The sequence below is a fragment of the Mesorhizobium sp. LMG17149 genome (assembly GCF_024518695.1).
In the GTDB taxonomy this organism is placed as follows: domain Bacteria; phylum Pseudomonadota; class Alphaproteobacteria; order Rhizobiales; family Rhizobiaceae; genus Mesorhizobium.
Genome location: NZ_JANIFL010000003.1, coordinates 1 through 25406, shown reverse-complemented (window position 1 = coordinate 25406; position 25406 = coordinate 1). Strand labels below are relative to the sequence as shown.

Here is a 25406-nt window from a genome sequence, read left to right as displayed (position 1 = left end):
TTTTAAAGGAACTACCTTACGTTTTCGGGCAAAATACCCAAAAAAAGTCACACCTTTTTATTGACAAGCGGGCAGCCCTGGCGTGAAATCGAAGACATCAACAGGCTTCAGATCTGCGACTGGGGGCAGAGCCGCGACTCAGCGATCAGGCCGTTTGGAAACGTGCCTGTTCAAGGAATTTTCAGATCCGCGGGGGCGGATGCCGGGCTCAAAAACCTGGCCAAGGGGCTCGTCGGTGCGGTGCGGGATACCGATCCTGGCGTCCCGCACCGACGAGATCATTTACGTTTCTCCCGCCATCGTTGCGCTGTTCACGGCGCCTTGTCGAAGCCCAGCAAACCAGGGATGTTCCGTGACCGCCGAAGATCGCATCCGCGCCCTGCCCTGCTGGACCGGTAGCATCGAGATCGCACCGCTGCCCGGCGGCCTGAGCAACGCGAATTATGTGGTCACGGACGCGGCCGGACGACATGTCGTGCGCTTCGGCAAGGACTATCCGTTCCACCATGTCTTTCGCGAGCGCGAGGTTATGACCGCGCGGGCGGCGCATGCCGCCGGTTTCGCGCCAGCCGTCCGCCATGCCGAACCAGGCATACTGGTGACGGAATTTCTCGGTGCGAAAACCTATCTGGCGGAAGACGTGCGCGCCAATCTCGGCCGGGTCGCGGCCCTGATGCGCGCCTTCCACCGGGAGATGCCCAATCACGTCTCGGGCGCCGGCTTCATGTTCTGGGTGTTCCATGTCATTCGCGACTATGCGCGCACGCTTGAAGAAGGCGGCAGCCGCAAGCGCAGCGACTTGCCGCGCCTTTTGACACTGGCCGACGAACTGGAGCGCGCGCAGAAACTGCTGCCGATCGTCTTTGGCCACAATGACCTGTTGCCGGCCAATATTCTCGACGACGGCAACAGACTATGGCTGATCGACTTCGAATATGCCGGCTTCAACACGGCGATGTTCGACCTCGCAGGCGCCGCCTCCAACGCCGGCATGAGCGACGAGGAATCCTTCGCCTTCCTGACCGCCTACTTCATGAAGGAACCGGACGAGGCGATCCGCCGTTCGCACGCGGCCATGCAATGCGCCTCGCTGCTGCGCGAGGCGATGTGGAGCATGGTCTCCGAGCTCTATCTCGACGCACCGGGCATCGACTACGTCGCCTACACCGAGGAAAACCTCGCCCGGCTCGACGCGGCACTGGAAAACTACCGGACAAAATACGGGATACAGAAATCATGACATTGCCGAGCCAGGCCGCCATCGTCGTCATCGGCGGCGGCATCATCGGCTGTTCGACGGCCTATCATCTGGCGCGCGACCACAAGGCTGACGTGGTGCTGCTGGAGCAGGGCAAGCTGACCTCGGGTTCGACCTGGCATGCCGCCGGCCTTGTCGGGCAATTGCGCTCGTCGGCGTCTATCACCCGCGTGCTGAAATACTCCGTCGACCTCTACAAGGGACTGGAGGCCGAGACCGGTCTCGCCACCGGCTGGAAGATGACCGGTTGCCTCAGGCTCGCCACCAACGCCGACCGCTGGACCGAGTACAAAAGGCTGGCGACGACAGCAAAAAGCTTCGGCATGGACATGCAATTGCTGTCGCCGGACGAGGTGAAAAGAATGTGGCCGCTGCTGGAGACCGGCGATCTCGTCGGCGCCTCCTGGCTGCCGACCGACGGCCAGGCGAGCCCCTCCGACATCACGCAGTCGATGGCCAAGGGCGCTCGCATGCATGGCGCCAAACTGTTCGAGGATGTTCGCGTCACCGGCTTCGAGATGAAGGACGGCCGCATCGCGGCGGTGAAGACCAGCAGGGGCGACATCGCCTGCGACAAGGTGGTCAACTGCGCCGGCCAATGGGCGCGGCAAGTGGGGGCCATGGCCGGCATCAACGTGCCGCTTCAGCCGGTGAAGCACCAGTACATCATCACCGAGAAAATCGACGGGCTGGCGACCGACGCGCCGACCATCCGCGACCCTGACCGACGCACCTATTTCAAGGAGGAAGTCGGCGGGCTGGTGATGGGCGGCTATGAGCCTAACCCGCAGGCCTGGGCGACTGGTCTCCCCGGCGACGACGTTCCCAATGATTGGGAATTCAGGCTGTTCGACGACGACTACGACCATTTCGAGCAGCACATGAGCCAAGCGATCGCGCGTGTGCCGGCGCTGGAAACCGTCGGCGTCAAGCAGATGATCAACGGGCCGGAGAGTTTTACGCCGGACGGCAATTTCATTCTCGGCACAGCGCCCGAATGCGCCAACATGTTCGTCGGCGCCGGCTTCAACGCTTTCGGCATCGCCTCGGGCGGCGGCGCCGGCTGGGTGCTGGCGCAGTGGGTGGTCGACGGCGAGGCACCGCTCGACCTGTGGGTGGTCGACATCAGGCGTTTTTCCAACCTGCACCGCGACCGGCAGTGGGTCTGCGACCGCACGCTGGAGGCCTATGGCAAGCATTACACGATCGGCTTCCCGCATGAGGAGTATGCCACCGGGAGACCCCGCATCGTCTCGCCGCTCTACGACAGGCTGAAACAGCAGCGCGCCGTATTCGGCTCGAAGCTCGGATGGGAGCGGCCGAACTGGTTCGCACCGCAAGGCGTCGAGCCGCAGGACATCTATTCGATGGGCCGGCAGAACTGGTTCGCGGCGGTCGGAGACGAACACCGCCATGTGCGGGATAAGGTCGGCATCTTCGATCAATCGTCTTTCGCCAAATACGAGCTGACCGGGCCAGATGCGTTGAAGGCGCTGGACTGGATCTGCGCCAACGACGTCAGCAAGCCGGTCGGCCGGCTGACCTATACGCAGCTTCTCAACACGCGCGGCGGCATCGAGGCCGATCTGACGGTGGCGCGGCTGGCCGAAGAGAAGTTCTATATCGTCACCGGCACCGGTTTCCGCACGCATGATTTCTCATGGATCAGCGATCATATCGGCGAAGGGCTCGACACCATGCTTGTCGACGTCACCGAGGATTTCGGCACGCTGTCGCTGATGGGTCCTCGGGCGCGCGACGTGCTCTCGGTGGCGACCGGAGCCGACGTGTCGAATGCCGGCTTCCCGTTCGGCCATGTGCGCGAGATTGCCATCGCCGGCCACACGGTTCGGGCACTGCGCGTCACCTATGTCGGCGAACTCGGCTGGGAGCTGCATGTGCCGATCGCGGTCACCGGCGAAGTCTTCGACGCACTGATGGCGGCAGGCGAGAAGCATGACATCCGCCCGGTCGGCTATCGGGCGCTGGAATCGCTGCGGCTGGAAAAAGGCTATCGCGCCTGGGGCTCCGACATCACCCCCAACGACACGCCGCAGGAAGCCGGGCTCGGTTGGGCGGTCAAGCTGCGCAAGAACACCGATTTCGTTGGACGGCGCGCGCTGGAGAAGACCAGCGGCGCGGCACTGAAGAAACGCTTTGCCGGCTTCACGGTCGACGACCCCGAGATCGTGCTGCTCGGCCGCGAAACCATCCTGCGCAATGGCGAACCGGTCGGTTATCTCAGCAGCGGCGGTTACGGCTACACGCTGGGCAGGAACATCGGCTACGGCTATGTGCGCAACGCCGACGGGGTGAGCGATGATTTTCTCGCTTCCGGCGACTATGAACTGGTGGTTGCGATGGAGAGGACAGCGGCCAATATCCACCTCGAGCCGATGTATGATCCGGCAGGCGCCAGGGTCAAAGCGTAGGTCAAATAACGCGCAAAGCGAGGCCGCGGCTTGGTACCGTGTCGGCTTCGCCGGGCATCGAGACGTAAGGACGCGTTTCCTCGACGCGGGTGACGAGGCCTTGCGCCTCGATCTCGCCGACACGCGTGGCAAAGCCGGCATCCCAAAGCGTGTTCTTGACCGTCAGCACGATCACGCCGCCCGGGCGGCAGATGCGGATTAACTCGTCCAGCCCCTCGACGCCGACATGGCCCGAGGTGAAGACGCCGGCCGAGATGATCCCGGCATAGGCATCGTCGTCAAAAGGCAGATGACCGCCCAGCGCCAGACAATGAAACGCGGAATAGATGCCCTTGCGGGCCGCCTGGTCCAGCATGCCTTGTGAAATATCGAGTGCCTCGACCAGGGGATAACCAGCAATATCAAGCCATTCACCGATGAGCCCGGTGCCGGCCCCGGCATCGAGCAGCGGTGCTGAACCGCGCGGCAGATGGCGGGCCAGCAACGCAAGGCAGATCGTCGGATGGCGATAGCCGGCGGCCGACATGTCGGCGTCATAGGTTTCCGACCAGCGGTCATAGAGTGCAGCCACCTCTTCGGGCCGTTTTGCCGCGTAGGCCGCGCCGAGCGCGCCCTGATGTTTGCTGTCCGCCACTTTTATCCAGTCCGCCAATTTTTGATCTCGCAGTGATGATAGCCAAAGCGCGAAAATTGTGGAACCGTCGCTGCGACAAATAACAGCGTGGGGGCGCAGGCATGGTGACAGACGAGGCGCGTGCCGCACTGGACGCCATTCCCATGCTGGCCGGCTACAGCGGGCCGCTGGAACGGCTGGGCGGCCTCACCAATCTCGTCTTCAAGGCCGGCGACTTCTGCCTGCGCATTCCCGGCAAGGGCACCGAGGAATACATCAACCGGGCCAACGAAGCGGTGGCCGCGCGCGAAGCTGCAAAAGCGGGGGTCAGTCCCGAGGTGCTGCATGTCGACCCCGGTACCGGGGTGATGGTGACACGCTACATCGCCGGCGCCGAAACGATGTCGCCGGAGAAATTCCGGACACGTCCGGGCAGTCCGGCACGCGCCGGCGAAGCCTTTCGCAAGCTGCATGATTCAGGCGCGGTGTTTCCCTTCCGCTTCGAATTGTTCGCGATGATCGACGATTACCTCAAGGTGCTGTCCACCAAGGAGGTCGCCCTGCCCGCCGGTTATCATGACGTGGTGCGAGACGCCGAGAGCGTCCGCTCGGCGCTGGCCGCCCATCCGCTGCCGATCGTCGCCTGCCACTGCGATCCGCTGTGCGAGAACTTTCTCGATACTGGCGAGCGGATGTGGATCGTCGACTGGGAATATTCGGGCATGAACGATCCGCTCTGGGACCTTGGCGACCTCAGCGTGGAGGGCAAGTTCGACGCCGCCCAGGACGAAGAGATGATACGCGCTTATTTCGGCGGCGAGGCAAGGCCGGCGGAGCGCGGCCGCATCGTCATCTACAAGGCAATGTGCGACCTGTTGTGGACCTTGTGGGGGTTGATCCAGCTCGCCAACAACAACCCGGTCGATGATTTTCGCGCTTATGCCGATGGCCGTTTCGCTCGCTGCAAGGCGCTGATGGAGACGCCGGAGTTTTCGCGGCATCTGGCAGCAATACACCGGGGCTGAGCCTGGACTAACTCACGCCCTTCGGCACGTTTTCGGGCGGCACAGTGGTCTCGACCACTTTCTGGCGATGGAAGATGAACAGGCCGGCGAGAACAACGATGGCCGAGCCGATCAGGATGCGCGGACCGGGAACGTCGCCGAAGAACACCAGGCCGAACACTACCGCCCACAGCAGCAGTGTGTAGTGCAGCGGCGCCAATGTCGAAGCCGGCGCCAGCTTGAGCGCCCTGGTGATCATCAGGTGGGCGCCGCAGGAGACGATACCGAGCAGCAGCATGGCGCCGAGATCGAGTGCCGACGGCGTCTGCCAGGCGCCGATGGTCAGCACACCGCCGACCAGCAGCGTGCCGATGGTCTGCCATGTCACCAGATTGGTGTCGCTGGTGCCACGCAGGCGGCGGTTGAGGATGATGGCGAAGGCGAAGGAGATGCTGCCTACCAGCGCAAAACCCGATGACAGCGAGAACGCCGCCGAGGACGGTTTCAGCATGATCAAAACGCCGCAGAAGCCGAGCAGGATCGCCATCCAGCGGCGCCAGCCGACCTTTTCGCCAAGCAAGAGGTGCGAGAGTGCCGCAACGTAGATCGGCCCGGCCATGTAGAAACTCATCACATCGGCAAGCGGCAGATAGACCACGGCGGCATAGAAGAGCGCGGTGTCGAGCGTGGTCATCACCACCCGCAGCAGCTGCAGCTCCAGACGTTCCATGCGAAACAGCTTGGCCGGGCCCTGATTGGCGATCATCGGGCCGAGCACGAAGAAGGCGCCGATAGAGCGGATCAGCACCACCTGGCCGACGGAGAAGCTGGCGACCAGCCACTTGCCCATGGCGTCGTTCAGCGCAAACAGGAAGTCGCCGGCCAGCATCAGCAGAATGCCGGCCAGAAGCACATTCCTGATCGTCGAATTCTGCGCCGCGGGCTGCGTCATGCCGATCCCGATTCCTCCCTAGTTAGCCGCGTCGTAGACGGAAGCGGCGGCTTTGACGAGGAGAAAACCGGAAATCGGCAAGGCCAGCCTCGGGAATCGGCTGGGTCTGCGCGATTCAGTTCCCTTTTGGCTGCGGCCTGAGAATAATGGGCCGATAGATCACCGGCCTGTCCCAGGGGTCGAAAGCCGGGGTGCGTCTGAGCTCCGCACGCCGCTCCAGATCGATGCGCTGCAGACACTCGGCAAAGGCGTCATTCTTCTTGACGAAGCCGTAGGACCGGCATTTCGCTTCGTCGGCGGCGCGGCGGTCCTCTGCCGTCACCGTCGTGCAGCCGGCGCAAAGCACCGTCAACGCCACCGCCATCACAGTCTTGCGCCACATGGAATCCTCCTCGAATAAAAGTGGAGCCTTAATGTAGACTTATTTCCGGACGGGCGAAGCTCAGACCCTTGATGCAGATGCGGTGTCCTATTGGTCCTGATGCGAATGGTGCCGTCGGTTCACAAGTACCGGCCTTCCGTCGATGGACAGCCTGGTTTCCTGCTTCGTCCGCTCCGCCACCACCTTGCCCCTGGCGATGACGCACAGGCGTTCGGCGCGCAGGCGCAGGGCCTCCACCGGATTGCCGGCATCGAGGACGACAAGGCTGGCGCGCTTGCCGACCGCCAGGCCGAGATGATCGAGGCCCATGATCGCGGCATTGACGTTGGTGACCATGTCGAAGCAGCGCGCCATCTCGGCCGGGCTCGACATCTGAGCGACGTGCAGGCCCATGAAGGCGACATCGAGCATGTCGGCGGTGCCCAGCGAATACCAGGGATCGAGCACGCAATCCTGGCCCCAGCCGACGCGAATGCCGAGCGCCAGCATTTCCTTGACCCGAGTCAGGCCCCGGCGCTTCGGGAAGGTGTCGTGGCGGCCCTGCAGCATGATGTTGATCAGCGGATTGGGAATGACCGAGACGCCGGCCTCGGCGATCAGCGGCAGCAGCTTCGAGACATAGTAATTGTCCATCGAATGCATCGAGGTGAGGTGCGAACCGGCGACCTTGCCCTGCAGACCAAGGCGCTGCGTCTCATACGCAAGCTGTTCGATGTGACGCGACAGCGGATCATCGGTCTCGTCGCAATGCAGGTCGACCATCAGGCCGCGCCTGGCCGCGATCTCGCACAGCTCCGTTACCGAGCGCGTGCCGTCGGCCATGGTGCGCTCGAAATGCGGGATGCCGCCGACAATGTCGACGCCCATGTCGAGCGCGCGAATGGTGTTTTCACGCGCCGATGGAGCACGATAAAACCCGTCCTGCGGGAAGGCGACCAGTTGCAGGTCGATATAGGGGGCGACCGTCTTCTTGACCTCGAGCAGCGCCTCGACCGCCAGCAGCCTGTCATCGCAGACATCGACATGGGTACGGATTGCGAGCAGGCCCATCGACACCGCCCAGTCGCAATAGGCCAATGCGCGATCACGCACCGCCTCATGCGTCAAAAGCGGCTTCAACTCGCCCCACAGCGAAATGCCTTCGAGCAGCGTGCCCGACGCGTTGATGCGCGGAATGCCGTAGGAGAGCGTGGCGTCCATGTGGAAATGCGGATCGACGAAGGGTGGCGAGACCAGATTGCCGCGGGCGTCGACCTCGGTCCGCGCAGGACCCTGCAGGGTGGGCTCGATCGCCGCGATCGTCTCACTGCTGATGCCTATGTCGGCAACCCTGCCATCAGGCAGTGTGCCGCCGCGAACGATAAGGTCGAAAGCCATCTGTCGTCATCCCGTCAAAAGAATCATCTGATAGTGCCGAGGCTGAAAATCGCATCCCGTCGATGCCGCTTGCAACAGCGGTTTGTCCGCGGCGGCCGCGGATGGTTCCATCCGGCCGCAACTCCCTCTATAAGCCGCCTTCGTTGTCCCGGTTTCAAGGATCCGCCGTTTGTTTCGTTTCTTCCGCTCGACGGAAAACCAGCGCCTCGTTGCGAGGTTGATCCGGGAATCCTTTTATCAGCACAGGTTTGGCTACGGCGCCGCGATCTTGTCGATGCTTGTGGTGGCCGCCACGACCGGCGCCAGCGCCTGGATTCTCAAAGAGATCACCGACGAATTCGTGGTCTTCAAGCGGATTGACCGCGTCAACCTGATTGCGGCGGGGGTCGCCACGATCTTCATTCTCAAGGGTCTCGCCAACTTCATCCAGGCTTATTTCATGAGCCGGGTCGGCAACGCCATCATCGCCGATCGCCAGCGCAAGATCTACGACCGAATCCTGGCGCAAGGCATCGAATTCTACCATTCGACCTCGTCGTCCGACCTGATCACACGCATGACCAACAATGCGCAGGCGGCGCGCAACGTGCTCGACCTCGTTGTCACGTCCTATGTGCGCGATCTGTTGTCGCTGGTTGTCCTGGTAGGAGTCATGGTCTGGCAGCAGCCAGCCTTGTCTATAATCTGCTTCGTCGTCGGCCCCTTGGCTATCTACGGGGTCAACCGCATCCTCAAACGTGTTCGCAAGTTCGCCGCGATGGAGTTTCGCTCGGTCGGCCAGATCGTGCAGGTGATGCAGGAAACGGCAATCGGCGTGCGCGTCGTCAAATCCTTCAACCTCGAAGGCGCAATGCGCAACCGCATGTACAAGGCCGTGTCGGACGTCGAGAACCGGGCCAATAACATCGCGACGCTGGAGGCTGCGACAAGCCCGGTGATGGAGACGCTGGCCGGGCTGGCAATTGCCGGGGCCATCTTCGTCAGCGGCTTCCTGGTCTTGCAGGGCGGCCAGATGCCGGGAAACATCATGGCCTTCATCGGGGCGCTCCTGTTTGCCTATGAGCCGGCAAAGCGCCTTGCGCGCGTGCGCATATCGCTGGAAAGCGGTATTGTCGGCGTGCGCATGATGTTCGAGCTCGCCGACCAGCCGCTGACCCTGGTGGAGAAGCCCGGCGCGAAGCCGCTTCTGGCCGGACCGGGCGAGATCCGGTTCGACGCCGTCGACTTCGCTTATCAAAACGGGCCGCCGGTGCTGGACAGATTCGATCTGACGCTTGCGCCCGGCAAGATGACGGCGCTGGTCGGGCCTTCCGGCGGCGGCAAGTCGACGATTCTAAACCTGATCATGCGCATGTACGACCCGAAGAGTGGCAAGGTGCTGTTCGATGGTCAGGATATTTCCCATGCGACACTCGCATCGCTGCGGGAAAAGATCGCCTATGTCAGCCAGGATACATTCCTGTTTGCCGGCACCATCATGCACAACATCCGGCTTGGGCGCGAGGGTGCGACCGACGAAGAGGTTATCGCCGCCGCCAAGGCGGCCAACGCCCATGACTTCATCAGCGCGCAGGCGAAAGGCTACGAGACGGATGTCGGCGAGAATGGCGGCCTGCTATCGGGCGGCCAACGCCAACGGATCTCGATCGCACGCGCCATGCTGCGCAATGCCGAGATCCTGCTGCTGGACGAAGCGACCAGCGCGCTTGATGCCGAATCGGAAGCGCTGTTCCGCGACGCGCTGCAGCAATTGACGGAAGGCCGCACGACGATCGTCATCGCGCACCGTCTGTCGACGGTGCACCAGGCAGACACGATCGTGGTGCTCGAAGCCGGCAAGGTGGTGGAAAGCGGCCCGCACAAGACCTTGCTCAAGCAGGGTGGGCTCTACCAGAAGCTTTATGAGTATCAGTTGATGCCGTAGCACACTCTTCCCTTCTCCCCTTGTGGGAGAAGGAAGAACTGCTCTATTCCGGCACAAACCTCACCGCGCCCTTGGCCGCGCTGGTCGCCATCGCGGCATAGGCGCGCAAGGCGGTCGTCACCTTGCGCTTGCGCTTTTCCTCGGGCTTCCAGGCCAGGGCGCCCCTGGCCTCCATCGCCGCCCGGCGGGCAGCGAGTTCCGCCTCATCGACAGCCAGGCGGATGCTGCGGTTCGGGATGTCGATCTCGATCGTATCGCCCTCCTGCACCAGCCCGATCAGCCCGCCTTCGGCGGCTTCCGGCGACGCATGGCCGATCGACAGGCCCGACGTGCCTCCCGAGAAGCGGCCGTCGGTGACCAGGGCGCAGGCCTTGCCGAGCCCTTTCGACTTCAGATAGCTGGTTGGATAAAGCATTTCCTGCATGCCTGGGCCGCCGCGCGGCCCTTCATAGCGGATGACGACCACATCGCCGGCCTTGATCTCGTTGGACAGGATCGCCTTGACGCTGGAATCCTGGCTTTCGAAGACGCGGGCCGGGCCGGTGAACTTCAGGATCGATTCATCGACGCCGGCGGTCTTCACGATGCAGCCGTCGAGAGCCAGATTGCCTTTCAGCACGGCGAGGCCGCCATCTTTGGAAAAGGGATGTTCGGTCGAGCGGATGACGCCTTTCTCGCGGTCGAGATCGAGTTCGTCCCAGCGGCGGTCCTGGCTGAAAGCGACCTGTGTCGGCACGCCACCAGGGGCGGCGAGGAAGAAATCGCGCACACTCTGGCTGGTCGTGCGGGAAATATCCCAATGGTCGAGCGCTTCGCCCAGCGTTCGCGTGTGCACCGTCGGCAGGTCACGGTTGAGCAGGCCGGCATTGTCGAGCTGGCCGAGGATGGCCATGATACCGCCGGCGCGGTGCACGTCTTCCATGTGCACGTCGGACTTGGCCGGAGCAACCTTGCACAGCACCGGCACCTTGCGCGACAGCGCGTCGATGTCGTCCTGATCGAAATCGATTTCGCCCTCATGCGCGGCAGCCAGGATGTGCAGCACGGTGTTGGTCGAGCCGCCCATGGCGATGTCGAGCGTCATGGCGTTCTCGAAGGCGCCCTTCGAGGCAATGTTGCGCGGCAGAGCCGTCTCGTCATCCTGTTCGTAGTAACGCTGGGCGAGATCGACGACCAGGTGGCCGGCCTCGACGAACAGCCGTTTGCGGTCGGCATGCGTCGCCAATGTCGAGCCGTTGCCGGGCAGCGACAGGCCAAGCGCCTCGGTCAGGCAGTTCATCGAATTGGCGGTGAACATGCCCGAGCAGGAGCCGCAGGTCGGGCAGGCCGAGCGCTCGATGACCTTGACGTCCTCGTCGGAGACCCTGTCGTCGGCGGCCGCCACCATGGCATCGACCAGGTCGAGCGCCTGCGTCTTGCCGGCGAGCACCACCTTGCCGGCTTCCATCGGACCGCCGGAAACGAAGACGGTCGGGATGTTGAGGCGCAACGATGCCATCAGCATGCCGGGCGTGATCTTGTCGCAATTGGAGATGCAGACCATGGCGTCGGCACAGTGAGCATTGACCATGTATTCGACGGAATCGGCGATCAGCTCGCGCGACGGCAGCGAATAGAGCATGCCGTCATGGCCCATCGCGATGCCGTCGTCGACGGCGATGGTGTTGAATTCCTTGGCGACGCCGCCGGCCTTCTCGATCTCGCGCGCGACCAACTGGCCGAGATCCTTCAGATGGACATGGCCCGGCACGAACTGGGTGAAGGAGTTGACCACCGCGATGATCGGCTTGCCGAAATCCGAGTCCTTCATGCCGGTGGCGCGCCAGAGGCCGCGTGCGCCGGCCATGTTGCGGCCATGGGTTGTGGTGCGGGAGCGATAGGCAGGCATGTTTTTTCCTTGGTGGCTGGCCACAGCCAGGCATGGCGCGGCGGAGCTGAATTCGGACCGCAGGCGTTATAGACGCGCAAGCCCGGTCTGGCCACAATTTTGCAATGCGCCAGATTCTCTCAAAAAAATGCGTGGCACTGTCGGATGGCGCACTGCATGCCCGTCCTTGGGCAGACGACATGGAAATGGCACCGCGTTCGGAGTCAGCCGTTTCGCCGTAACGCAACCAAACAACCCGAGGAGCACGACATGCAAAAGATCACCACCTGCCTGTGGTTCGACGGCCAGGCCGAAGAGGCCATGAATTTCTACGTCTCCATCTTCAAGAATTCGAAGGTGCTGAGCGTGATGCGCTGGCCCGAAGGCCACGCCGATGAAGGCAAGGTGCTGGTGACCACGTTCGAACTCGACGGGGTGCAATTCCAGGCGCTCAATGGTGGACCGCAGTTCAAGCACACCGAGGCGATGTCGCAGTCGATCGACTGCAAGACGCAGGAAGAGGTGGATTACTTCTGGGACAAGCTCATCGAAGGTGGCGGCCAACCGTCGCAATGCAGCTGGCTGAAGGATAAATTCGGCGTCTCCTGGCAGGTTGTGCCGGAGCAGCTGCCGCGCCTGCTGCTGGATCCGGACCGGGCCAAGGCCGGCCGCGTGATGTCGGCGATGATGCAGATGAGCAAGATCGACATCGCCAGGATCGAGGAAGCGGCGAGAGGATAGTCGAGGGTCGGCGCTGCCCCTCATCCGCCCTTCGGGCACCTTCTCCCCGTGAACGGGGAGAAGGGAAAACTGGCGCCTACGCCGCCTTGTCGCGGACCTGATAGTCCTTGATCGTGGCAAACTTGATCGCCTTCCAGCGTTCCGCTTCGTAGTTCAGCGAGAAAGCGTGCTGGGCGAGGAACACCGGATCATTGTCGAGGTCGCGGGCGATGTCACCGCGATGCGCCTCGATGAAGCGAAGCGTCTCGGCTTTGTCGTCGGCCGATATCCAGCGGCAGACTGAAAACCGCGACATCTCGAATTCGACCGGCAGCGTGTATTCGAAGTTCAGCCGTTCCTTCAGCACGTCGAGCTGCAGCGCGCCGACGACGCCGACGATGGCCGGCGAGCCATCCTCCGGCGAAAACAGCTGCACGACGCCCTCCTCTGCCATCTGGTGCAGCGCTTCCTTGAGTTTTTTCGCCTTCATCGCGTCGCCGAGGCGCACACGACGCAGGATTTCCGGGGCGAAATTCGGAACGCCGCGGAACAGTATCTCCTCGCCTTCGGTCAGCGTGTCGCCGATGCGCAGCGTGCCATGGTTGGGGATGCCGACGACATCACCGGCAAAAGCCTCGTCAGCGGTAACGCGGGTCCGGGCAAAGAAGAACTGCGGCGCCGACAACGACATCGGTTTTCCCGTGCGCACCAGCTTGGCCTTCATGCCGCGCTCGAGCTTGCCCGAACAGACGCGGACGAAGGCAATGCGGTCGCGGTGATTGGGATCCATGTTGGCCTGGATCTTGAAGACGAAGGACGTCATCTTCTCTTCGGTCGCCTCGACCTTGCGGGTGTCGGCCTCCTGCGCGCGCGGCGGCGGTCCAAAAGCGCCGAGTGCCTCGATCAGGTCGCGCACGCCATAATTGCGCAGCGCCGAACCGAAATAGACCGGCGTCAGATGGCCCTCGCGGAAGGCCTCAATATCAAGGGGTCTGCACGCTTCTCGCGCGAGCTCCAGTTCCTCGATGAAGGCTTCGCGCTCGTTTTCCGGCAGCAAGCCGGCGACGCGGTTGGAATCGGGACCGTTGACCGGCGTGCGTTCTTTCTCCGCGTCGCCCCTGCGCACGGCATTCAGCGCCAGATGATAGGTGCCGGCAAAATTCTTGCCGCGGCCGATCGGCCAGGTGACGGGGGCAGTATCCAGCGCCAGCTTCTGTTCGATCTCGTCCAAAATCTCGAACGGATCGCGGCTTTCGCGGTCCATCTTGTTGATGAAGGTGATGATCGGAATGTCGCGCAGCCGGCAGACTTCGAACAGTTTCAGTGTGCGCGGCTCGATGCCCTTGGCGGCATCGATGACCATGACCGCCGAGTCGACCGCCGACAGCGTGCGGTAGGTGTCGTCGGCGAAATCCTCGTGGCCGGGCGTGTCGAGCAGGTTGAAGACATTGTCCTCATACTCGAAGGTCATCACCGAGGTGACGACCGAGATGCCGCGCTCGCGCTCGATCTTCATCCAGTCGGACCGCGTCTGGATCTTGTCCTTCTTGGCCTTGACCTCGCCGGCGAGCTGGATGGCGCCGCCGAACAGCAGCAGCTTTTCGGTGAGCGTCGTCTTGCCGGCGTCCGGGTGCGCGATGATCGCGAAGGTGCGGCGGCGCGCCACTTCTTCTTCTATTGCTTCGGGCATTCTCTGGGATTTCCGTGTGACAGGCCGGGCTTCTAGCAGCGCAGTGCCGGCCTGTCGACCGGTCCGGCGGCTCGGGCGCTGCTGATCGCCGCCTCACCGTCAGAGCATACAGCTCAGTCGTGCTGTGGCTCCGGCCAGTGCATTGCCGCATATTTTACGCTGCGCGATGTTGGCAAGCGGCTGCCGGGATGGCACTGGATGAACATCCCTCCGGATGACGAGGCAGAGGAGCAAGCATGACTGCGGCGAAACAAGTAATCGTCATCGGCGCCGGCATCATCGGTGCCTCCACCGCCTGGCATCTGAGCAGAGCGGGTGCGCAAGTGACGGTGATTGCCGACAGTGCTGCCGGTGGGGTGGCGACGCCAAATTCGTTCGCCTGGATCAACGCCAGCTGGGGCAATCCGGAGCCCTATTTCCGGCTGCGCACCCGCGCCATGGCCGAATGGTCGCGGCTGGCGCAGGACCTGCCCGACCTGCCGCTGAGCTGGTGCGGCGGCCTGTGCTGGGACTTACCGGCGGCCGACATGGAAACCTACGCCACGGAACATTCCGCCTGGGGCTATGGCATCAGCCAAGTCGACCGCGCCGGTGCAGCGCGCATCGAGCCCAATCTCACCGAGCTTCCGGATTTTGCCCTGCATGTTGCCGAAGAAGGTGTCGCAGAGCCCGTGGCCGCCGTCCGTGCCCTATTGGCAGACGCGAAGCGACATGGCGCGAAGACCATCTCCAGCACGGTGACGGCCCTGGTCCAGACCGGCGGCAGGATCACCGGTGTCGACACATCGCATGGCCTGATTGCATCGGACGAGGTGGTGGTCGCGGCCGGCGTTGGCTCGCCGGAGATCGCCGCGACCGCCGGGATCAACCTGCCGATCGAAACGCCGCCCGGCCTGATCGTCCATTCGCGACCGCACGAAAAGCTGCTCAACGGGCTGGTGCTGGCCGAGCGGCTGCACATGCGCCAGACGGCGGAAGGCCGCATCATCGCCGGCTCGGATTTTGGCGGAGCCGATCCGGGCATGGATGCCGAAGCCACCGCCCACGCCCTGTTTGCGGCCATGAAGGCCATGCTGCGCGACAGCGATGGGTTGGAACTCGATTTCCACACGGTCGGCTACCGGCCGACGCCGATCGACGGCTTTCCGATCATTGGCCGCGCCGAGGGCTTGGACGGTGTCTATGTCGCCGTCATGCATTCCGGCATCACGTTGGCGCCGGCCATCGGCCTGTTCGCCGCTCGGGAAATCCTCGACGGCGAGCGCGACCCCTTACTTGCCCCTTATGGATTGTCGCGTTTCGCTCAATAGGCGGGCGGACGCCGAAAGCCGCCGGTCAGTGGTTCGATTGCCCTGGCGATGCCGAGCAGCTGTGACTCCGACCAGCGTTTGCCGACCAGTTGCAAGCCGATCGGCAAGCCCTCGCTGCCCTGTCCGCATGGGATGGAAAGCGCCGGATGGCCGCTGTAGTTGAAGACGGCGCCATAGGCCGGCAGCATCCAGTAGCTCTGCTCCTTGCCGTCGACCGTGATCGGCGTGCCCGGCTCGCAATGCGGGAAGGCGGAAGTCATGGCGACCGGGCAGAGCAGCGCGTCATGGTTTTCGAAAAACCGGTCCCAGGCGAGAATGGACCTGTCGCGGCGGGCGAGTGCCTCGAACCAATGCGAGACCGGTGTCGGGTTCTCCGGCGACTCCGGCTGGGCGGCCTCCAGCATCATGCCGATCAGCGCGCCGCCCTGCTCCAGATCGTGGTGCAGATCGAGTTTCGGCAGTTTTGCCTCCTCAACGAGGGCACCGGCCGATTGCAGCTGCCTTGCGAGGTTTTCGACCGCGGCGCTGATGTCGCCGGCCACCGGAAAGCCGGGAAAGGACGGCGCGAAGGCGATGCGCAATGTCCTAGGGTCGAGCTTCGGCATATCCTGGACCGGCACCGGAGCAAGATCGGTGTCGCTTCCATCCGGGCCGGCGATGATTTGATAAATCAGCGCCAAATCTTGCACGCTGCGCGCCAACGGCCCGAGGCAGGACATCAGCCGTACGCTGCGCGCGGCACCGCCGGGATCGGGGAAGGCACCGGCCAGCGAGACACGATGCTCCGTCGGCTTCAAGCCATAAACACCGCAAAAGGCGGCTGGCAGCCGGATCGAATCCTGCATGTCTGTGCCCACGTCGAACGGCGTCATCCCCAAGCAAATTGCCGCTGCCGCGCCTCCGCTGGAGCCTCCCGCCGTGCGCTGGAGATTCCATGGATTGTTAGTGCGGCCGAACAGCGGGTTGTTCGATTGCCAGTCCGAAAGCATGGCCGCGACATTGGTCTTGGCCATCAGCACGCCGCCGGCCGCTTTCAGTCTGATGACGACCGGGCTGTCCTGCTTGGCGACATAGTCGGCAAAGGGCGGGAAGCCGACCGTGGTCCTTATGCCTGACGTTTCGTGCATGTCTTTCAGCGTGAACGGCACGCCATGCAGAGGTCCGGGTGCGGCGCCGCGCGCCTGGGCAGCGTCCGCCTTCTTGGCACGCTCGCGGGCGCCTTCCCTGTCGAGCGAGATGACGGCGTTCACCGCATGGTTGTGCGCATCGATTTGCGCCAGATAGGCGTCGAGTGCTTCCACGGCGGAGATTTTGCGCTTGGCGATGGCTGTAGCGAGATCGACGGTTGAGGAGAAGACGATGTCCATGAGGAATGCTCCGGCTTGGCCACGCGTGCCTGACCAATTGGCGGAACGCGGCGCGATTTCAAGCGGAGTTGAGCATTCGGTATTCGCTAGTGCTTGATCGAAGTTGTGCTGCCGATGTCGGCACTCTACGGCGCCCCCCTCTGGCCTGCCGGCCATCTCCCCCTCAAGTGGGGAGATTGGATAGCGTCACGGCTTTCGCCAATCTTCAACGTTGCAAGAACGCGCGGTCGGCGAAGCTGCCAATCTCCCCACTTGAGGGGGAGATGTCCGGCAGGACAGAGGGGGGCGCTGGCCCGCGACTTTGCAGCATTTGCGATCCGGCGAAGAAACTTACCCGACCAGCGCCAGCTTTGCCGCCGCCGGAGCAAACGGGCGAATGCTGATGCCGTCCCGCGTCATCGTGACAAAACTCGATGGCGGGATCGCTTGCCAGTCGCCACCCTCGCGATCGAAGGGTTCGGACACGATGCAGCGGCCGCCGCCCTTGCGCAAGACGGAGGTGTAGAGCGTCGGCGCGTGGGCGTCGGTGGCATAGCGCACCGCATGCAGCGCCTGTCCATCCGAGAAGGCGGCGGTGAGCTTCAGCGCTGGTTCGAGGCCGGCGCGGCGCGAGGCTTCGAGCACGCGGCTAGTGGCGCGGGACACCGCGCCTTGCGGATCGCCGGCCAACCCTTCGTCGATCATCAGCAGGAAAAAGAGTTCGGAATCGGTGGTGCCTTCGCGCTGGTCGAAGACGGCGTCTGACAGCGAATTCTCCAGCGCGCGGCGGATCTTCTCGAAGCCGCCGATCTGGCCGTTGTGCATGAACGACCAGGCGCCGGAGATGAACGGATGGCAATTCATGCGGCTGGTGGCGCCGCCGGTGGACGCCCGTACATGGGCGAGGAACAGGCCGGATTTGATCTGCCGGCACAGGCTTTTCAGATTGGGATCGGACCAGGCCGGCAGGATATCGCGATAGAGACCCGGCTCCGGGCGGTCGCCATACCAGGCAAGGCCGAAGCCGTCGCCATTGGTCGGCGATTTCGCTTCCTGGGCGCAATGGCTCTGGGCGATCAGCGAGTGACAGGGCGCCGTGAGGATGTCTTCGAGAAAGACCGCTTCACCGAGATAGGCCGCCCACCGGCACATCGCTTCTGTCGTCCTCTAGGCGCGATCCATAAGAGCCGCAGGCTCCTTGATCGCGTGTGTGCCTCTGTTGTGCGTCCGCTCATAAAGCTCGCGAACGATTCGGCTGGCGGTAGTTTCAAACAGAAATGGCAAGAAAGCATGAACGAGCGCAGCACAAGCCGCCATCAACAGGCGCGACGAAAACCAGGCGGCAAAGCCCATGTGGCTGAAATAGGTTTCGCCGACCTTGGCCGGATGAGAGGTGAAAATCTTGGCGACCGACATGCTGGTTCCCCTTCAGCGCTTCAAGTTCCTGATATGTGTATCCTGACACGCTTCGCCGGTTCATCGGTCTCAAAATGTCCTTGTATTTCGGTGATCCTTGGGACAAACATCCCACATGACGCTGGAAATTGACGAAATCGACCGGAAATTGCTCACTGAGCTGCAACGCGACGGCACGCTGTCGGTCGACCAGCTGTCGGAACGGGTGGCGCTGTCGCGCAATGCCTGCTGGCGCCGAGTGAGGCGGCTGGAAGAGGCTGGTGTCATCACCGGCAGGGTGGCGCTGGTCGATGCCGAAAAGCTCGGGCTTGGCCTTTCCGTCTTCATCCTGATCCGCACGTCCAACCACGATCCGGAGTGGCTGCAGAAGTTCCGGGCGGCGGTGACCGGCTTTCCCGAGATCATCGGCGTCTACCGCATGTCCGGCGACCTCGATTATGTCTTGCGCGCCCGCGTCGCCGACGTGAAGGCCTATGACCGGCTCTATCAGCGGCTGATTGCCAAGGTGGCGCTGTCGGACGTTTCCGCGTCCTTCGTGATGGAGGAAATCAAGGAAACGACCGTCGTTCCGATGGAACTGCGTTAGGGGCACCGCATGTGGGATTGGGTAGTGTCTCGGTATGAACTGGGCGCTTCTGGTCTTTAGGTCCGGTGGGCCTCGTGTAGCCTTAGCAATTCTGACTTGGCATCCACCAAAACCTGTTTCCAATGAGCGATATCGTCCGGCGTCGCTGGTTCTGGCAAAGCGTTTGCTGCATAGGCCTTCAACATGGCCTCAGCGAGACGCTTGCTAGACTCTGCAGTGCTTCTCAATAGGGCTAAGATGTCGGGTTGGTCATCGGCCTGATTATCCATGCGGCCAACATATCGAAATTCGAACAGTTAGGCGACCCACTACCGGACCGGCCATCGTGCCGCCCAAAAGAAAGCCGTTGACAGAATTACAGTCGAGTTGACCGAATCGCCGTTCGCGCCGATAGGATCGATTTTATGCGCGCAGCCCTTCAAACTTCCTCCGTTATCGGTCCGACCGTCGGCTTCGTCAGGTTGCCGCATGCTGAAGGACTTCCCCTTCCCGCCTATGAAAGCACTGGTGCCGCCGGCATGGATCTGCGCGCCGCGGTGCCGGACGACCGGCCGCTGCTGATCCTTCCGGGAAAGCGCGCTCTGGTGCCGACCGGGCTGATCCTGGAAATTCCGGAAGGCATGGAGGGCCAGGTGCGGCCGCGCTCCGGACTTGCTTTCAAGCACGGCCTGACCGTCCTCAACACGCCCGGCACCATCGACAGCGATTATCGCGGCGAGGTGAAGGTGCTGCTGATCAATCTCGGCGACGAGGACTTTGCCGTGACGCGCGGCATGCGCATCGCCCAGATCATCTTCGCTGCGGTGGCCCAGGCGACCGTGGAAGAGCGCAGTCTGGCCGGTGGTACGGCGCGTGGCGCGGGCGGGTTCGGATCGACCGGCACCGCCTGATGTCTGAACTGCCTAAGCTTGTCATCTTCGACTGCGACGGGATTCTGGTCGATACAGAGAATTTGGCCAATCGGCGTCTCGCCGAATGCCTGACCGCTGCCGGCTATCCGACAAGCTTCGAATATTGCCGCAAGAATTTCTCCGGCCGCAGCATGGCGTCGGTGCAGAAAGAGATCGAAGAAGAGACCAGCGTCAGGCTCGGCGCCGGTTTCGTCGATCGCTGGAACGCCGGCCTGCCGGACCTGTTTGCCCACGGCGTCGAAGCGATCCCCTACGTCCGCGAGTTCGTCGAAGCCGTGCGTTCAGCCGGTATCGCCTATTGCGTCGCCACCTCGGCCCGGGTGTCGAAGATGCACATCACGCTTGGCCAGACCGGGCTGCTGCCGCTGTTCGAACACGCGATGTTTTCCTCGACCATGGTCAGCCGTGGCAAGCCGTTCCCGGACCTGTTCCTGCATGCGGCCAAGACCATGGGCTTCGCGCCTGCCGACTGCATCGTCATCGAGGACAGCGTCGCCGGCACGCAGGCCGGGATCGCCGCCGGCATGCGGGTGTTTTCCTACCATGCCGATCCCTATTCCGACCGCGCCGGCCTGATCCAGGCCGGCGGCATCCTGTTCGACGACATGCGCGAGCTGGCCGGGCTGGTGCCGATCCACTGACCTGATCTTCAGCCTGCAGCTGTACGCCTCGATTGTCCGTGCTAGCTTGGCACCGCCAACTCGAGGCCACGCATGAACCCCAGCCTGCTCCGCCTCATCCTCGCCTTGATGCTGGCGCCGTTTCTATGGACCGCGGCCGGCGCGCAAGCCATCAGCTTTCCGGAGCTCGGCAGCGCTCTGCCTGGCCGCACGGATGTCACCTATCTCGACCTCGCGAGGATGGTCATTCCGGATCTCGCTGCGGACAAGGACGGCTTCTATAGGGGTGGGTTGCCGATCGAGATGCGTCATATCGAGGGACCGGACAGCGGCGGTTCGCCGCCCGAGACTTCGAGCTTTTCCAATGCCGCGGTGCTCGCCATCAAGGCCGGCGGCAAGGATCGGCTGACCATGCTGTTCGACCTTGGCGATTCTCCCGACAGCGCCGAAGGCTATGCGGTGCTGGCGCTCTACGACATCACGGCCAAGCCAAAGCTGCTCGACGCCGTCAATGTCGCGCTCGACCGCGGCACCTATTTCCGCGAACCGGGCAAGCTTTCCGTCGGCGCCAACGATGACGTCCTCATCACCATGAGCGCGCATTTCAATTCGAGCCAGAACTATGTGATCACGCCGCTGATCATGATCCGCGACGACAAGTTCGAACCGATCGACATGATCTATACGTTCGATGAAAACCTGTGCGCCTACAGCCGCAAGCAGGATGTAGCTTTTCAGGGCATTGCCGATGGTCAGCCTTATGCCGCCATCAAGGTGACCGTGACCGACTCTACTGTGCTGAACGGCGAAAGCTGCGACGACACTCCGCCCAGACCAGAGTCCCACGAGATCTCCGTCACCTATCACTGGGACAAGAAGACATCGCGCTACACCAAGGATTCCGACGCGCTGGACAAATTGGCAGGAGAGAACGCCAATCGCTTCTGAACCAACCGCATTCGTTTGCCCGGTCAAATCGGGCAGGATAAAATCCGCTTAGCCACACCGCACATGATGGGGGAACTACCATGGACAAGGGCAAGATCTTTCGCGACCTGCATGCCTCGACCTTCGTCATGCCCAATCCCTGGGATATTGGCACGACGAAGCTGCTGACCTCGTTCGGTTTCACGGCGCTGGCGACGACCAGCGCCGGCTTTGCTTTTTCACGCGGCCTGCCGGATGGCGCCGTAACCTTCGACCAGATGATCCACCATTGCCGCGAGGTGACGGCGGCGACCAGCCTGCCTGTCTCCGCCGACCTCGAGAAAGGCAAGGGCGACAGCGCCGAGCAGGCCGCCGAAACCATCTTCGCGGCGGAAGCGGCCGGTCTTGCCGGCTGCTCGATCGAGGACCACACCGGCGATCCGGACAAGCCGATCTATGATTTCGCGCACGCCGTCGAGCGCGTTGCGGCGGCGGCGGAGGCGGCGCGGGCGCTGAAGCGCGATTTCGTCTTCACGGCGCGGGCTGAGAATTTCCTGTGGGGCAAGTCCGACCTCGACGACACCATCAAGCGGCTGCAGGCCTTCGAGAAGGCCGGCGCCGACGTGCTCTATGCGCCCGGCATCGGCGATGTCGAGATGATCCGCACGCTCTGCTCGGCGGTCAACAAGCCGGTCAATGTCATGGCAAAGCCTGGCTTCACCATCGCCGACCTCGCCATGGCCGGCGTCAAGCGCATCTCGCTCGGGCCGTGGCTGACCAATTTCGCCTATGGCATGCTGGAAACGGCGGCGCGCGAGATCCAGCAGGACGGCACCTTCGGCTTCACCCGCGCCGCCATGCCGTTCGGCAAATTGCAAGCCCTCTTCGGCAAGTCTTCAGCTTGAACGGGGCCCATCGCATGACGCTTACCGTCGTCGATATGCATACCGGCGGCGAGCCGCTCAGGATCGTCACCGGCGGCTATCCCAGTGTCCCCAAGGGCACGATCCTGGAAAAGCGCGCCTATGTGCGCGACCATCTCGATCATCTCAGGAAGATCCTGATGTTCGAGCCGCGCGGCCATTACGACATGTATGGCGCCCTGCTGGTCGAACCCGACCTGCCCGGCGCCGACCTCGCCGTGCTGTTCATGCACAATGAGGGCTATTCGACGATGTGCGGCCACGCCATCGTCGCGCTCGGCCGCTACGCCGTAGATGAAGGATTGGTGGCGAAACAGGAACCAATCACGACAGTCAATATCGAGGCGCCGTGCGGGCTGGTCGTCGCCTCGGTCGAGGTCAGGGACGGCAAGGCCGGTGCGGTGTCGTTCGAAAGCGTGCCGGCCTTCCTGTTCGCCGGCGGCCGGACGATAGAGCTGGCGGGCCACGGCACGATCGGCTTCGACGTCGCCTATGGCGGGGCTTTCTACGCGCTGGCCGATTGTTACCAATTCGGGCTCGAATTCGGCAGAAGCCGGGTGCGCGATTTCGTCGATGCGGCAACCGCGCTGACGGACAGGCTCAAGGCCGAATTTCCGCTGTCGCATCCCGACCACGGCGACCTTGCCTTCCTCTACGGCACCATCCTGACCGATGGCCGCGATGCTTTTTCCGATGGGGTGACCAAGAACATCTGCGTCTTCGCCGAGGCGGAGGTCGACCGCTCGCCGACCGGTTCCGGCGTCACCGCGAGGCTGGCAGCCATGCATGCCAAGGGCGAGATCGCGATCGGACAGACGCGCACATTCGAAAGCATTGCCGGCTCGCGTTTTTCGGGAGCCGTGGTGCGGACTGCGAAGGCTGGCCCGCACGGGGCGATCATCGCCCGCGTCGGCGGCCGCGCCTATTATAGTGGCAGGACGGAGTTTATCGTCGAAGCGGACGACGAGCTCGGACGCGGATTCCTGTTGCGCTGAAGAAAATGCTCAGCGGCGCGAGGAGCGAGCCACTTCCCGCACCGAGATCGCCTTGTGCAGATGCACCATCACGGCGGCGGCGAAGAGCGGCGTCAGCAGGTTGAGCAACGGCACGGCGAGGAAAGCCGCGATGAGCAGCCCGGCGAGAAACACCGTGCCGGCATAGTGCCTGCGCAAGGCCCTGGCCTCTTCTTCCCCGCGAAAGCGCATGGCAGCGAATTCGAAGAACTCGCGCCCGAGCAGATAGCCGTTGACGATAAAGAAGGCGGCTATGTTGACGCCCGGCACCAGCAGAAGCAGCAGGGCGACGATGTTGCCGAGAATGACGACGCCGAGGAATCGCGCCGACAGCACCAGCGAGCGCAGCGCCGGCATGGCGCGACCGGTCGGATCGCCGGGATAGTCGGTGCGCTCGACCACTTCGGCGATATCGTCGAGGAACAGGCCGGCGACAACAGCCGTCACCGGCGCGATGAGCAATGCCATGCCGAAGGCAAGCGCTATCGCGGCGATGATGCCACCCAGCCAGCCGGCCCAGGACGGTATGCCGGGCAACAGCGTCTGCAGCCACGGCAGGGCGAGCCACTCGACGAGGCTGGTCAGGCCGAACCACAAGGCGACAAGCGCCAGCAGCGTCAGACCCAATGTCTTGAGGAACACGGCCCGAAAGGGAGGCGAGAGCAGCTCGAGGGCCGCAGTGCGGGCAGCGTCGAAAATCACCGTGCTTTACCCCTAGGTCACACCAGACACCGTCGAAAAGGCGGATGCTTCCGAGATAAGCAGAGCACGGCATGAGCGCAAGCAGGCCGGTTCTTTTGCTTTGACGCAATCCCCAATGGGAGAGCGCTATGCGCTTTTCCCGGGAAAACCGCTTCACACTTGTCCTGGAATTGCTCTACCGCGCAAATGCTGGCTTTCGAACCGGAATGGTCATGGCGGCGACCCCAGCCACGACAAAACCCATGCCCAGCCATGCCGTCGAGCCTAGGCTTTCGCCGAGGAAAAGGGCGCCGATGCCGACGCCGATCGGCACCCGCAGATAGGCCTGCGAGGTGGTGCCGACCGAACCCAGCGTGTGGATGAGGCGGAAATAGATAACGAAGGCCAGTGCGGTGGAAAACACCGACAGGCCGAGCAGGGCCAGAATCGATGCGATCGAAGGCGCCAGCGTCCACGGCTGGTCGAACACAAGACTGAGCGGCACGAGGATGACGGCGCCGCACAGCATCGAACCGGCGGCAGGCAGCATCGGATCGAGACCCTTGAAGCCGCGGCCGAAAATGGCGGCCCCGGCATAGCAGATTGTTGCCGCTACGATGGCCAACTGCGCCCACAACTCGTGACCGAGGCCACCCAGTGCCTGCGTGCCGATGATGAGGCAGATGCCGGCAATGCCGGCGCCCACGCCAATCAGCTTGCGCAGCGTGACCGGCTCGTGGCGGGTGATGAGCGCTGTCAAGAGGAAGGTGAAGATCGGCGAGGTCGCATTCAGGATGGTGGCGAGGCCGGCATCGACCGAACGTTCCGCCGCGGCGATCAGGGTGAACGGGATGACGCTGTTGAGGCAGGCCTGGAAGGCGAAGCGGCGCCAGCTTGCCGCATCGCCCGGCATGGCGAGCCCGCGCCAGCGGAGGATGGCAAACAAGATACCACCGGCAATCAGGGTGCGGGCGGCGATGAAGGTGACCGGCGGGATGGTTTCGACGCCGATCTTGATGAAGGTGTAGGAGGCGCCCCAGAGCACCGCCAGCACGACGAGCAGCGCAAGGTCGGTGGTCATGTCGTTCTTTGCAGGCTCGTTCTTTGTCGGCATGGCTCGCCTTCAGACGGGATCGGGTGAGCCATGCTTGTAGGCGGTCCGGCGATGAAATGCTTCGGCCACGGTCGAATTGTCATAGCGCCTCGCGGCTGATGCGCCTTTTGCCTGTTCCGCCAAAGTTGCGTGTCACGCCCTAGGCAAACCGGTTTCAAATCGCTAGACCCGCGCCGGACCGGCGTGGCAAGAAGCCGGCTCGGGTTTTGGCGGAGATTTTGATGCCGGATTATGACGTGCTTTGCATCGGCAATGCCATTGTCGACATCATCGCCCAGTGCGACGAGGAATTCCTCGAGACCAACGGCATCATCAAGGGCGCGATGAACCTCATCGACAC

The 25406-nt window shown here is 63.1% G+C and carries 23 protein-coding genes and 1 pseudogene; 13 read left to right on the top strand and 11 right to left on the bottom strand.

What is annotated here, in order from left to right; translation table 11 throughout:
• Positions 1 to 352 precede the first annotated feature (352 nt).
• Both NP945_RS06390 and NP945_RS06385 read left to right on the top strand, forming a co-directional pair.
• Entirely contained in the window at positions 353 to 1240 is an 888-nt protein-coding gene (locus NP945_RS06390) for a phosphotransferase family protein (protein WP_127267468.1), read from the top strand.
• The gene (locus tag NP945_RS06385) at positions 1237 to 3690 is read left to right on the top strand and encodes an FAD-dependent oxidoreductase (RefSeq protein ID WP_256745871.1); all 2454 of its coding nucleotides are present in this window, start codon (positions 1237 to 1239) and stop codon (positions 3688 to 3690) included. Before NP945_RS06390 ends, NP945_RS06385 begins: the two co-directional genes overlap by 4 nt.
• 1 nt (position 3691) lies before the next feature.
• On the opposite strand, the gene NP945_RS06380 is transcribed toward NP945_RS06385, so the two are convergent.
• A complete protein-coding gene (locus tag NP945_RS06380) occupies positions 3692 to 4324 on the bottom strand; it encodes a class I SAM-dependent methyltransferase (protein ID WP_189526032.1) in 633 nt (210 codons plus the stop codon).
• A gap of 101 nt (positions 4325 to 4425) precedes the next feature.
• On the opposite strand from NP945_RS06380, the gene NP945_RS06375 reads away from it, so the two are divergent.
• Complete coding sequence (locus NP945_RS06375; protein ID WP_127319200.1) at positions 4426 to 5328, top strand: phosphotransferase family protein; 903 nt, start codon at positions 4426 to 4428, stop codon at positions 5326 to 5328.
• A gap of 7 nt (positions 5329 to 5335) precedes the next feature.
• Here the strand turns inward: NP945_RS06375 and NP945_RS06370 are convergent, their stop codons facing one another.
• From NP945_RS06370 to NP945_RS06360, 3 genes are all read right to left on the bottom strand, one after another.
• On the bottom strand, positions 5336 to 6259 hold the full coding sequence (locus NP945_RS06370; RefSeq protein ID WP_256745870.1) for a DMT family transporter: 924 nt from the start codon (positions 6257 to 6259) through the stop codon (positions 5336 to 5338).
• Between the two features lie 115 nt (positions 6260 to 6374).
• Complete coding sequence (locus NP945_RS06365; RefSeq protein ID WP_256745869.1) at positions 6375 to 6641, bottom strand: hypothetical protein; 267 nt, start codon at positions 6639 to 6641, stop codon at positions 6375 to 6377.
• A gap of 87 nt (positions 6642 to 6728) precedes the next feature.
• Positions 6729 to 8018: an amidohydrolase family protein gene (locus NP945_RS06360; RefSeq protein WP_256745868.1), complete on the bottom strand. Its 1290-nt coding sequence runs from the start codon at positions 8016 to 8018 to the stop codon at positions 6729 to 6731.
• A 169-nt stretch (positions 8019 to 8187) separates the two neighbouring features.
• On the opposite strand from NP945_RS06360, the gene NP945_RS06355 reads away from it, so the two are divergent.
• Entirely contained in the window at positions 8188 to 9942 is a 1755-nt protein-coding gene (locus NP945_RS06355; protein ID WP_256745867.1) for an ABC transporter ATP-binding protein, read from the top strand.
• A 43-nt stretch (positions 9943 to 9985) separates the two neighbouring features.
• On the opposite strand, the gene ilvD is transcribed toward NP945_RS06355, so the two are convergent.
• A complete protein-coding gene (gene ilvD / locus NP945_RS06350) occupies positions 9986 to 11830 on the bottom strand; it encodes a dihydroxy-acid dehydratase (protein WP_256745866.1) in 1845 nt (614 codons plus the stop codon).
• A gap of 249 nt (positions 11831 to 12079) precedes the next feature.
• On the opposite strand from ilvD, the gene NP945_RS06345 reads away from it, so the two are divergent.
• Positions 12080 to 12550 (top strand): VOC family protein, encoded by a 471-nt coding sequence (locus NP945_RS06345; protein ID WP_127266620.1) that lies wholly within the window; start codon positions 12080 to 12082, stop codon positions 12548 to 12550.
• A gap of 76 nt (positions 12551 to 12626) precedes the next feature.
• On the opposite strand, the gene NP945_RS06340 is transcribed toward NP945_RS06345, so the two are convergent.
• Positions 12627 to 14219, bottom strand: coding sequence for a peptide chain release factor 3 (locus NP945_RS06340; RefSeq protein WP_127808105.1), 1593 nt, complete (start codon positions 14217 to 14219; stop codon positions 12627 to 12629).
• A 236-nt stretch (positions 14220 to 14455) separates the two neighbouring features.
• On the opposite strand from NP945_RS06340, the gene NP945_RS06335 reads away from it, so the two are divergent.
• Positions 14456 to 15529, top strand: a complete 1074-nt coding sequence (locus tag NP945_RS06335; protein ID WP_127266622.1) for an FAD-binding oxidoreductase — start codon at positions 14456 to 14458, stop codon at positions 15527 to 15529.
• On the opposite strand, the gene NP945_RS06330 is transcribed toward NP945_RS06335, so the two are convergent.
• The 3 genes from NP945_RS06330 to NP945_RS06320 all read right to left on the bottom strand — a co-directional run bounded on the left by NP945_RS06330 (position 15523) and on the right by NP945_RS06320 (position 18291).
• Positions 15523 to 16896 (bottom strand): amidase, encoded by a 1374-nt coding sequence (locus tag NP945_RS06330; RefSeq protein WP_256745865.1) that lies wholly within the window; start codon positions 16894 to 16896, stop codon positions 15523 to 15525. The two genes, NP945_RS06335 and NP945_RS06330, sit on opposite strands and share 7 nt — an antisense overlap.
• 330 nt (positions 16897 to 17226) lie before the next feature.
• Positions 17227 to 18027, bottom strand: coding sequence for a class II glutamine amidotransferase (locus tag NP945_RS06325; RefSeq protein WP_127266625.1), 801 nt, complete (start codon positions 18025 to 18027; stop codon positions 17227 to 17229).
• Between the two features lie 15 nt (positions 18028 to 18042).
• Positions 18043 to 18291 (bottom strand): DUF6356 family protein, encoded by a 249-nt coding sequence (locus NP945_RS06320; protein WP_127323170.1) that lies wholly within the window; start codon positions 18289 to 18291, stop codon positions 18043 to 18045.
• Positions 18292 to 18406: 115 nt separating this feature from the next.
• Here NP945_RS06320 and NP945_RS06315 point away from each other — a divergent pair, with 115 nt between their 5' ends.
• The 6 genes from NP945_RS06315 to NP945_RS06290 all read left to right on the top strand — a co-directional run bounded on the left by NP945_RS06315 (position 18407) and on the right by NP945_RS06290 (position 23253).
• Positions 18407 to 18877: an Lrp/AsnC family transcriptional regulator gene (locus NP945_RS06315; RefSeq protein WP_127332244.1), complete on the top strand. Its 471-nt coding sequence runs from the start codon at positions 18407 to 18409 to the stop codon at positions 18875 to 18877.
• Positions 18878 to 19281: 404 nt separating this feature from the next.
• Positions 19282 to 19767 carry a dUTP diphosphatase gene (gene dut / locus NP945_RS06310; protein WP_127321744.1) on the top strand — a complete coding sequence of 162 codons (486 nt, stop codon included), beginning with the start codon at positions 19282 to 19284 and terminating at the stop codon, positions 19765 to 19767.
• Positions 19767 to 20429, top strand: a complete 663-nt coding sequence (locus NP945_RS06305; RefSeq protein WP_256745864.1) for an HAD family phosphatase — start codon at positions 19767 to 19769, stop codon at positions 20427 to 20429. The genes dut and NP945_RS06305 overlap by 1 nt, the downstream gene beginning before the upstream one ends.
• Before the next feature lie 72 nt (positions 20430 to 20501).
• Positions 20502 to 21356 (top strand): hypothetical protein, encoded by an 855-nt coding sequence (locus NP945_RS06300; protein ID WP_256745863.1) that lies wholly within the window; start codon positions 20502 to 20504, stop codon positions 21354 to 21356.
• Between the two features lie 80 nt (positions 21357 to 21436).
• Positions 21437 to 22240 carry an isocitrate lyase/phosphoenolpyruvate mutase family protein gene (locus NP945_RS06295; protein ID WP_256745862.1) on the top strand — a complete coding sequence of 268 codons (804 nt, stop codon included), beginning with the start codon at positions 21437 to 21439 and terminating at the stop codon, positions 22238 to 22240.
• A gap of 14 nt (positions 22241 to 22254) precedes the next feature.
• Positions 22255 to 23253: a proline racemase family protein gene (locus NP945_RS06290; protein WP_256745861.1), complete on the top strand. Its 999-nt coding sequence runs from the start codon at positions 22255 to 22257 to the stop codon at positions 23251 to 23253.
• A gap of 9 nt (positions 23254 to 23262) precedes the next feature.
• Here the strand turns inward: NP945_RS06290 and NP945_RS06285 are convergent, their stop codons facing one another.
• Together NP945_RS06285 and NP945_RS06280 are read right to left on the bottom strand one after the other, a co-directional pair.
• Positions 23263 to 23973 (bottom strand): sulfate transporter family protein, encoded by a 711-nt coding sequence (locus NP945_RS06285; protein ID WP_127266633.1) that lies wholly within the window; start codon positions 23971 to 23973, stop codon positions 23263 to 23265.
• A gap of 175 nt (positions 23974 to 24148) precedes the next feature.
• The gene (locus NP945_RS06280; protein WP_256745860.1) at positions 24149 to 25066 is read right to left on the bottom strand and encodes a DMT family transporter; all 918 of its coding nucleotides are present in this window, start codon (positions 25064 to 25066) and stop codon (positions 24149 to 24151) included.
• Positions 25067 to 25287: 221 nt separating this feature from the next.
• Between NP945_RS06280 and NP945_RS06275 the strand changes: the two are divergent.
• Positions 25288 to 25406: pseudogene (locus NP945_RS06275) on the top strand (adenosine kinase); the annotation flags it as partial.